Below are 9,197 nucleotides of genomic sequence, written 5' to 3' on the forward strand. Positions count from 1 at the left end.
GCAGCTGCTCGAACAGCTGCAGCGCCCCGGCAGCGTCCCCAGCCTGCCCGGTCCAGAACGCGACGTTATTTCGGGTCATCAGCACTTCGGGGTGATCAGGGCCGAGCACCCGCACCCGGTCGAGCAGCAGCTGCTCTAAGAGGCGCAGCGCCCCGGCTGCATCCCCGACCTCCCCGACCCGAAACGCGACGTTATGCCGGGTGGTCAGCACTTCGGGGTGGTCGGGGCCGAGCACCCGCACCTGGTCGGGCAGCAGTTGCTCAGCCAGCCGCAGCGCCTCGGCAGCATCCCCGACCTCGCCAGTCCAGAATGCAATGCTGCTGCGGACGGTCAGCACGTCGAGATGATTTTCGCCTTGGTAGGCAAGGCGGTCATGCCAAACCTGCCAGAGCGCAAGGTTGTCAGCCGGGGTAGAGAGCTTGGGCACGTGCTTGAGCGCATCGGGAGTTCGGCCGGCGGCGTGTAGGTGCTCGCTGAGATGCGCGGTGGCGTAAGCCCGAACGTGGACGGGTGCCTCATCTGAGGCGATGATTTGAATCAGGACTTCGGCAATGGTCGAGTGAGAGGCCGCGACGACGGCCTGACCGTATCGGTTGGCCAGGTGGGTGGCGATCTTGTCATGCGCAGGGCCGAGGCGTTCAGTCGACTCGCCCGGCTCGGCCCGGGCTACAAGCTCGCCGAGGGCAACCAGGGCGTCCCTGGCCCAAACAGCAGTGGCGTCCAACTGAGGGTGAACAGCGGTCGCTGAACATCGTGCAGCATGGCGTTCGAGGATCGCGGTAAGGACGTTCAGTGGCATCCACGTTCCGGTAGGCGCGGCCGCCAGCAGGCGCAGGACATCGTCGATCGGTGCTTGCAGCGCAGCAGTCTGGGCGGTTGCGATGGCCGCGTCGAACGCCGCGGGCAAGTCCGTCAGGTTCAGTTGAGCCGTGCCGGGACGAAGCTGTCCTGCGCGCCATAGTCCGGCCAGGATGCGGCTCAGCAGCCACTCCCCGCCAGCTAGGGTCGTGACCTGGCAGCGGGTCTCCGGCTCATCGATCAACGTTACAAGCAAGCGGGCTACCGCATCGGGATCCGTGTCGGGCAGTTCGACCCTGCTGGTGGGCGAGACCTCGTCAAGTCGTCGGCCGGTCAGTAGCAGAATCACTTGCGGCAGGTCGGCGGCGGCGTCGATCAGGCGGCGGCGTTGCACGGTGTCGAGCTGATCGGCGGCGTCGATCCCAATCCGGATTCGGTCGCCAGGTCGAAGGTGGGCAAGGGGGCCAGTGATAAGGCGTTGGAACTCCGGCGCCGCGTCTTGGTCAGTGATCGGCGTGGCCTGTTGCCACCGCTGCTTACCCGACCGGTAGGCCTCGGTGCGGCTGAGCTGGTCGGCCAGCTCATCGGCCAGCTGCACCAGGGTGCCTCCGGGCCGTACCGAGACCAACGCGTCGAGACCCATCCCCCAGTCATCGGCGCTGCGGCGGCCCAGCCCGGCTAGGAGTGCGGATTTACCTGTCGCGGGACCGCCGGTGATGGCGATCGGGGAGATCTCGCTGCTCAGCAGCGTAGCGAGCGATCCTAGCGGCCCTAAGCGTCGTTGCCAGTCTCTTGTCAGCTGAGCGACCAGGTCAGCGCCGGTAGTCCCATGGAGGGCGGGGCGCAGGTCGGCGGCGGGGTTGCGACCCAGCCACAGACCTGCGTCGCTGGTGCCGTTCAAGGACAGGTGCACCGCCTTGGCCATCCCCCGGCACTCGCTGGGGGCGGGCGGGACCTGCGAGAGCCGGGCATGCTCACGGTAGGCCAACAGTTCAGGATCGGCGGTGCGGGGAGAGCCGACCGTGAGCAGCTGGGTGAGGCTGCGGCTGAAACAGCCCTTGCTGGCCACCTGCTCGGCGCGGGTGGCGGTGAGAAACTCGATGCGTCCCTGCATCGCCGCGCTGAATAGCCCGTGAACCGGGTTAGCCACGACCTCACCGGAGTGGCAAGCGTCGAGCAAGAACATCACCCCGTCCAGGGTCGGGTGCGACTGCAGTAACCCGGTCAGCCGATAACCCAGGCCGAATGCGGTGTCGAGATCCACGTCGTCGGGCCGGGTGTCGGAGCCAATGAGGAAGAAGTCCTCGGCCTTGCGCACCCCGTGCCCGCAGAAGTAGACGAACAGTGTCGCCTGATCCCGGTTGGCCGCAGCCATCGCGTCCTTGATGGCAGCGACGATCTTCCTGTGCGTCGCCGCCGCTCCGAGCAGCAGGTCCCGGCCGTCGGGCAGGGCCGGCTGGCAGCCCCCCCGCTGCGGATCACGAACGACTCGGTGCAGATCGCGAACCACCTCTGGCAGGAATGTGAGGCGGCCGAAGCGGTCGTTCGGCGCCCCAATCACCAGCGCGCGGCGTTCCCCCATGCCCGGTTCCTACTCCAACTGGTGCACGATCGGGACCCATCTATGGCTCACCAGCACGGTTAAGGGGGGCACGTGGCGCGCATGGTGTTCGTGCACGGCATCGGCCAACAGGGCAGCGACCGCGACGAGCAGGAGCGCCTCTGGTTCCCAAGCCTGGTCAAAGGCGTGCTGTTCTCCGGCCATCGGCACGCCGACCGGATAGCCGCCGACCTGACGGCCAGCTGCGGGGCCGCCCGCGAACCGCTGTGTGGCATGGCCTTCTACGGCGACCGCTTCCTGCCTCTCGACGTACAAGGCGGTGACACCGCGGTCAGCGCGGAGGTCGACGCCATCGCCGACGAACTCGCTCGGGCGGTCCTCGAGACTGCGGCGACGCGTGGTAATGAACGCAGCGCCGCCGAGGCACTCCAGGCCCTCACCCAGGCCGACACCCAACTCGACGAGGTCCAGGGTCCCGGCGCGATCACTCGCAACGCCATCGCCGTGCTCGACGATCACCACTGGCTGGCCTCCCGCATCTTCGGCCTAGCCCAGCGCGCCCGGCCCGACCTGACCCAAGTCGCCCGCTACCTTGCCGACGCTGACCTTCGCGCGCGCATCTTGCAGCTAGCCGCGGACCTCATCAAGGACGACACCGTCCTGGTCATCGGCCACTCACTCGGCTCCGTCGTCGCCTGGGAAGCGGGCCACCAACTGTCCCGACCGCTGCCCATGCTGATCACCCTCGGCAGCCCGCTCGGCCTCGGCAGCGTGGTCTATCCCCGGCTGCATCCTCAACCGCCGTCCTGGCCGCCAAACGTCGACCGCTGGGTCAACGTGGCCCACCGCGACGACTTCATCGCCGTCGAGCCCCGTCTGGCCCCGTTGTTCCAGTCCACCGATGGCCGCCTCGTCGAGGACCACGAGCTGGTCAGCAAGCATGAACACCACGGCATCGCCGGCTACCTGGAGCGACCCGAGACCGGCCTGGCCGTCGCCGAGGCGTTGGCCCGCGCAACTGACGCGGCCAAGCAGCCGGATGTGGACCTTGACGTCGGGGCCGCTGACGGCCCCGACCGGTCACCGTGAACGTGTCGCTGCAGGTGAACCGCCCGCTGGCTCGTACCTTGCCGTTCGTGGCCAACCCCAGCGTGTTCGGTGAAATCCCCGGCTACCCCGAGGGCACCGTCTTTGACGCCCGCGAATCCCTACGGGCGGCCGGCCTGCACCGACACGGTCAGGCCGGAATCAGCGGTCCCGTGGAAGACGGCGCCGACGCGTTCATCGTCTCCGGCGGCTACCCGGATGATCGAGACCAGGGCGACCGCATCACCGCCAACTGGTCCTGGTGGCGGCGACGACGCCAGGCCCAAGCCCGCGCCGCTCACGAACGAGCAGGAGGACAGGCACCGCCATAACCGCCGTTGCAGTACTAGGGCCTGTCCCGCGGATTATGTGCTGAGCCAAAGCACTGCGCTAATCAGCAGGAGCGTGGCCCGGTAGTAGGCGGCGCGCTTGGCGTAGCGAGTGGCCAGGGCGCGGAACTGCTTGAGCCGGTTGAAGCAGCGTTCCACGACGTTGCGCTGCTTGTATCGGTCCCGGTTGAAGGTCGGCGGTCGCCCGCCGGCCGAGCCGCGCTGGCGCCGGTGGGCCTTCTGGTCGCATTTCTCTGGAATGGAGTGGGCGATGCCGCGGCGGCGCAGTGCCCGGCGGGTGGAGGGATGGGAGTAGGCCCTATCGGCGATCAGATGATCGGGGCGTTTGCGCGGCCGCCCCGGACCGACGCGCGGCACCCGAATGGCGTCCAGCAGCGGCAAGAGCTGGGGATTGTCCCCGGCCTGGCCGGCGGTCAGCCGCACCGCCAGCGGCCGCCCGCGACCGTCGACGACCAGGTGGACCTTGGAAGTCAGCCCGCCCCGGGAACTCCCAAGCGCCTCACCGTCGACCGCGAGGGCCTCGATCGCGGTGCTGCAGCCCCCTTTTTGCGAGCGCCAGCGGCGTGCTGGTGGGCCCGGACCGAGGAGGAGTCCACGCTGATCGTCCACTCGATCGCGCCGACCGCATCGTCCTTGATCACCACGTGTTGGAACATGTGTTCCCAGGTGCCATCGGCGGTCCATTTGCGCAGCCGCTCGTGCGCGGTCTTCCACGGCCCATAGCGCTCGGGCAGGTCACGCCAGGGCACGCCGGTCTTGGGCTGCCACAGGATCGCGTTGATCACCTGCCGGTGATCCCGCCACCGCCCGCCCCGGCGACCGGTGGAAGGCAGCAGCGGCTCGATACGGGCCCAGGCCGCGTCGGTGAGTTCATGTCGGCCAACCATCGCTTCCAGCGTGAATCACACCAGTGCAAGATCGCCAGGACAGGCCCTAGTTGCCTCTGATCGCGTGACGTCGGTCGCCATCACCGGCGCCAGCGTCGCGGACCGTGACCGTGCTGGTCAGGAGCAGGTGCGCGCGGCGGCGACGTTGTCCGCAGCAGCCGGATGCGCGCGGCGCGACCCGCGACGGTGCGGTCAAGCCGATCCGCGCGCCTCCGCAGGTACTCCGACGTTGAGCGCCGCGGTCACCAGCGCGTCGGTGATGCGGTGCGGGCGCGCCTCGGCGAGCGTGGACAGCACGCGCATCGCCGCGGTGGCGTGCGCGCCGACGTCCTCGATGCGCGCGAGCAGCTCGGCGCGCGCGGTCCACACGTCGGCGTGCGCGCGGGCTGACATGCGCGAGCTCAGCGACCACACCGGCAGGTACGCGCCGCCGAAGGACCGCGCGGCGATGCGGCGCGCACCGGCGGACGACCACTGCTCGCGGACGCCGACCGGCGCGCCCGGCTGGCGCGCGAACAGCACGTCGAGCAGCGTCGGCGGAGCGTGCATGCGCGTCACGGTGCCAGGCTGGTCCGATAGACCTGCTCGGTCGCCGGGTCCCACTCCCCCGGTGCGGCCGGGTCGACCACGACGAACCGGGACGACGACGTCGTCGCCTTGCCACGGCAGCGACTCCCGCTCGGTGACCCATGTCCAGTTGTCGTCGGCGACCCAGTCGGCGCCGGTCGCGGTCATCCCCAGGACCTCGCCGGCCTTGCCACCGGACGGCAGACCTGCTCCACCACTGCCTCCGCCGACGAGCGAGCTCGCCCAGATGGCATCGCCTGACACGTCCGAGCGCTTATGGACCCATTGCCCAGCTCGACCACCCGCTGGCAACGACAGGATCGGCGTCTTCTGAAGCTTCTCGACCCGGTCGCGGACGCTGTCGACGCTGTCACCGATCGAGTCGAGCCGGTTGTCCTGCGCTGTTGCGGCTCCTGGCGCTCTCGCCGAAGCTCTTTGCCTCGTCCGCGGTCGCCGTGGTCTCGGTCAGCCGCGCGTCGAGGTCGTCGACGGCATACCCGAGCGCGTTGAGGCAGGCGCCAGGTGGCCGGCGCGTGGTGTCGCGTCGGTCGTGTCCTTCGGTGTCGAGTATCCGGCCATGCGGGCGCCCCCCGGGATGCGGTCTGCCTCAGACTGTCCGGGAAGGGCGCTGCTCGTCAGGGAGGCGTCACAGCACCGCCAGAGCTATTCAACCCCGGGAGCGTGCTGCTCCAGCACCTTCCGCATGGCCAACCGCAGGAAGATGCCGCGCCACATCCAGTCGTAGGTCCCGACCGTCGACACACGATGCGCCTGCAGTTCAGCGTTGTAGCCGCCCAGTGGCCGCACCGGCGAGCCCTCGAGGTCATGTTCGAGCAGCACCGTCTGCCGCTGCTCCTTGTAGGAGCCCTCCTTACCGTCGTAGACCCACTCCAGCTCACCAATAAGCAGGCCGCTGCCGACCGAGTGGCCCAGTTCGTCGTGCTGCTCGTCGAACGGGCGCTTTCTGAGGCCCGGCCGCCACGGCTTCTTCTGCCAGCCGTCATGCACGTAGAGCGGCACCCACGGCGCCGTCGGACTGGCCAGCAGCGCCGGACGCACCGTGTCTCGCAGCCAGACCTCTTCGGATTCCCGCGCTTCGGTGTTCGAGGCGTGCGGCGCCATGCCGCGCTTCTGCCCTTCCGAGATGTCGGTGCACGGAGCGCACTCGTTGAGCATCTGCGTCTGCCCGCGGTAGCCCTGATGGCTGGCGCAGAACGCCTGCGCGCACACTGCGCACCGGCCGACCGCGAGGACGCCGCAGCCGCCTGCCTTCTCACACTCCGCTGGCATGCCGGGCAGCGTAGGTGACGACGGTCACCCGATCGAGGGCTCCGCATCACCACGGGCGCGAGTGGTCGCAGGACCGCGAGGTCCCGCACGCCGAGAGTGGATGTGTCCGTGATTGGCCGCGGCAGCCACGAGACCGACGGGTTCATCAGTGGCTTAGATCCGTGCGCGCCCGTCAGGGTGACGGACAGGTCAGAGCGACGCCGCAACCCCCCGGCGCGCGGAGCCCACCTGGAGCCACCATGAGCCCGACCACCATCCGCCGCCTACAGTCGGCCCTCACGACCGTCGAGGCCGAACTTGCCGCCGCACAGGCCAAGCCGCGCACCGGCTACCGGGACGCGTACATCGACCAGCACACCGCCCGTGCGGCTGCGCTCCGCGCGCGCCTCGCCACCGTCGGGCAGGTGGCCGCGTGATTACCGACGCGCGCCAAGTTCCTCGCCAGTTACGGCCGCGTCGACCCTGTCACCGGTGAACCGGCCACCCGACCCTTCTCGGCCGATGTCGCCGTCGCCCGCGGTGTCCTCGCGACCGGGCTACTGCTCATCCGCGATCACATCGACGCCGACCAGTTCGCCACCATGCGACGCCTGGTCGCGGACGGCTGGGTCGGCACCCCGGAGCAACTCTGGGACTCCACCGCGGCGGTCCTGGCATCAGCTCACGAGCACCGCTGGGACGAGGCCGGCTACCCGTGCACGTCTGTGCCGAGTGGAGCTTCAACATCGTCGCCTGCCCGGCGACCGAGGCGACCGGGTGACGGCTGCTGACCCCGACGCGGCGCGGCCGCTCACGCCGCAGGGTCCGGCGGTGAGCCGGAGGGCACCTTGACGCCCACCGATACTGGCCGCATGACTGCTCCGGCGGTGTGCGTGAAGTCGGGCGGCTGCGGCGTGCTGGCCACTGGACGCTGCAGCCGATGCGGGGAGGCGTTCTGCGGCAGCCATCAGGGCTTCGAGGGCCTAGCCAAGCTGACGAACGTGTGCAGCCCGTGCGCGCATGAGCCCGTCCACAGGCCGGCGCCCCCAACGCCCGCCGACGCACGGGAGCGCGATCAGAGGTGGCTGCGGGAGGTGGTGCGGCCCGCGCTGTTGGCCAGCCGTACCGTCGAGTGGGTGCCGCTGTACTGGCACAACGGCTGGAAGCCCAAGCCGTGGCGGTGGGGGCAGAGCAAGAAGCCGTTCCAGGAGCGCCACGACGAGCAGGGGCGACCGGCCGGCACCGGCGTCATCCTCGGGCAATACGAGTGGACCGGTGACGGCAAGGACGGCAGCGTGCAGCGCCGGCTGACCACGGTGCTGCTGCGAGAGGACCGCGCCGACGGCAGCCCCATCGCCCCCATGGGCAACTTCAGCTCCACCTTCGGCGCCTGGCAGCTGCATCCCGGCTACCGGTACGACTACAGCACACGGTCGGTGCAGCTGCGCTACGGCCCCATTCCCGACCTCCTCGATCAGCGCGCACCTCGCTGAACCCGGGGCTGAACTCGTCCTCGACCGGCTCGGCGGACCGCGCCCAGACCGCATCCATGCGCTCGGACCGTCCGGAACCGCTGGACTCGTTGCGGATCAGCGGGCGGTGAGCTCCCAGGCCACGGCGGCCAGCTCCTCGGCGGTGCCGACCGACCCGTCCTGAGCAAGCGCGACCGCGGCGCGCTGCGCCGACTCGTCGTCGGCCAGCAGCCGCAGCACCACAGCAACGGTGCTCCAGTAGCGGTGCCGACGGTCGGACTCCTCGGCCTGCCGCCGGTGCGCGGCGGCGGTGTGCGCGGCGAGTGCGGCAAGGCCCTCGAGGTGGTCCGGGTCGGGGATGGGGAGGTCCATCGGCAGCGTCGGCTCGTCGAGCACGGGCGGAGTGTGCCGTCCGGCGCCGACAGCACAACCGGGCGCCGCCAGCAGAGCCCGGCGACTCCACGGATCCGTCCGGCGCCGTACCCGAGGCGTACCCAAGCTGTACCCACGATTCTCGGGAATAGCCGGGAATGCCTGGCAACGCCGCGAACCGCGAGAGGCCTGCTCAGACGACAGAATAGGCCCGTGAGGAGGCCCTTCGCGAGGGGGTGCCGACGGCGTACTCCCCTGTCGAGGCGCCGCACTGGCACCAAGAGCGCTGATTTACCCAGCCTCGTTGGCCGTCATTTGGCATGACATCTCACGAGACATGCCATAGCCGGCTGCGTCGCTCACGGGCTGGATGGCCTAGCAACGACCGATGCCAGCATCGCTTCCGATGCTGCGAGAAGTGCTTTGGGCTCCGTCTCGGCCAACAACCTCAGTCCATCGGTCCGTCTCGGTGTAACCAGGACAAAAGCAACAAGCGCGACGTCCGCGCGGGTCGGTTCACGTCCGTTTCCGTGTGCGGTGCCTCCGGACGCCGGTCAGCCGCGCCGGATAGCGCCCCGGCCACCGCGACCAGCGCCTCGGCCTGCGTGGTGGGGTCGGGGATGGCGTGGGCGACCTGCTCGGCGCGATCGGCCTGGCCGGCACCGGCCAGCGCCCCCGCCACGCCGGTAAGCCCCCCGGCCTGCCAGGTGGGATCGGGGATCGCGCGGCCGCCACCCGCCCGGCTTCGGCCGCCACCCGCCCGGCGCGGTCGACCTGGCCGGCGGCGGCCAGCGCCCCGGCCACGCCGGTCAGCACCCAGGCCTGCCGGTCGGCG

Annotated in this window: 9 protein-coding genes and 1 pseudogene; 5 read left to right on the top strand and 5 right to left on the bottom strand. The window is 69.9% G+C overall.

Going from position 1 to position 9,197, the window contains the following annotated elements; translation table 11 throughout:
* A partial coding sequence (locus tag BM165_RS23565) for a tetratricopeptide repeat protein (protein WP_075015977.1) occupies window positions 1-2,380 on the bottom strand: 2,380 nt, incomplete at its 3' end.
* Between the two features lie 81 nt (window positions 2,381-2,461).
* Here BM165_RS23565 and BM165_RS23570 point away from each other — a divergent pair.
* On the top strand, window positions 2,462-3,448 hold the full coding sequence (locus tag BM165_RS23570; RefSeq protein ID WP_075015978.1) for a lipase family protein: 987 nt from the start codon (window positions 2,462-2,464) through the stop codon (window positions 3,446-3,448).
* Window positions 3,449-3,450: 2 nt separating this feature from the next.
* Entirely contained in the window at window positions 3,451-3,777 is a 327-nt protein-coding gene (locus BM165_RS23575) for a YDG/SRA domain-containing protein (RefSeq protein WP_075015979.1), read from the top strand.
* Window positions 3,778-3,810: 33 nt separating this feature from the next.
* Here the strand turns inward: BM165_RS23575 and BM165_RS24045 are convergent.
* The 3 genes and pseudogenes from BM165_RS24045 to BM165_RS23595 form a co-directional block, all read right to left on the bottom strand.
* Window positions 3,811-4,682: pseudogene (locus BM165_RS24045) on the bottom strand (IS5 family transposase).
* A gap of 192 nt (window positions 4,683-4,874) precedes the next feature.
* Entirely contained in the window at window positions 4,875-5,231 is a 357-nt protein-coding gene (locus BM165_RS23590) for a hypothetical protein (RefSeq protein ID WP_143108319.1), read from the bottom strand.
* A 681-nt stretch (window positions 5,232-5,912) separates the two neighbouring features.
* Entirely contained in the window at window positions 5,913-6,539 is a 627-nt protein-coding gene (locus tag BM165_RS23595) for a hypothetical protein (protein ID WP_143108320.1), read from the bottom strand.
* Window positions 6,540-6,778: 239 nt separating this feature from the next.
* Between BM165_RS23595 and BM165_RS25055 the strand changes: the two genes are divergently transcribed.
* Together BM165_RS25055 and BM165_RS23600 are read left to right on the top strand one after the other, a co-directional pair.
* Window positions 6,779-6,955 carry a hypothetical protein gene (locus BM165_RS25055; protein ID WP_177225297.1) on the top strand — a complete coding sequence of 59 codons (177 nt, stop codon included), beginning with the start codon at window positions 6,779-6,781 and terminating at the stop codon, window positions 6,953-6,955.
* 699 nt (window positions 6,956-7,654) lie between these two features.
* Entirely contained in the window at window positions 7,655-8,011 is a 357-nt protein-coding gene (locus BM165_RS23600) for a hypothetical protein (RefSeq protein ID WP_143108321.1), read from the top strand.
* Between the two features lie 96 nt (window positions 8,012-8,107).
* Here BM165_RS23600 and BM165_RS23605 read toward each other — a convergent pair whose 3' ends face one another.
* Window positions 8,108-8,386, bottom strand: a complete 279-nt coding sequence (locus tag BM165_RS23605; protein ID WP_075015984.1) for a hypothetical protein — start codon at window positions 8,384-8,386, stop codon at window positions 8,108-8,110.
* Window positions 8,387-8,987: 601 nt separating this feature from the next.
* Between BM165_RS23605 and BM165_RS25360 the strand changes: the two genes are divergently transcribed.
* A partial coding sequence (locus tag BM165_RS25360) for a hypothetical protein (protein WP_208976866.1) occupies window positions 8,988-9,197 on the top strand: 210 nt, incomplete at its 3' end.

Origin of the sequence: Geodermatophilus obscurus, assembly GCF_900115395.1 — a bacterium.
In the GTDB taxonomy this organism is placed as follows: Bacteria; Actinomycetota; Actinomycetes; order Mycobacteriales; family Geodermatophilaceae; genus Geodermatophilus; species Geodermatophilus obscurus_B.

Bases quoted from the DNA above. Each gene is read 5' to 3' on its own strand.
- BM165_RS25055 (WP_177225297.1), top strand. From the start codon at position 6,779: ATGAGCCCGACCACCATCCGCCGCCTACAGTCGGCCCTCACGACCGTC.
- BM165_RS23570 (WP_075015978.1), top strand. From the start codon at position 2,462: ATGGTGTTCGTGCACGGCATCGGCCAACAGGGCAGCGACCGCGACGAG.
- BM165_RS23595 (WP_143108320.1), bottom strand. From the start codon at position 6,539: ATGCCAGCGGAGTGTGAGAAGGCAGGCGGCTGCGGCGTCCTCGCGGTC.
- BM165_RS23590 (WP_143108319.1), bottom strand. From the start codon at position 5,231: ATGCACGCTCCGCCGACGCTGCTCGACGTGCTGTTCGCGCGCCAGCCG.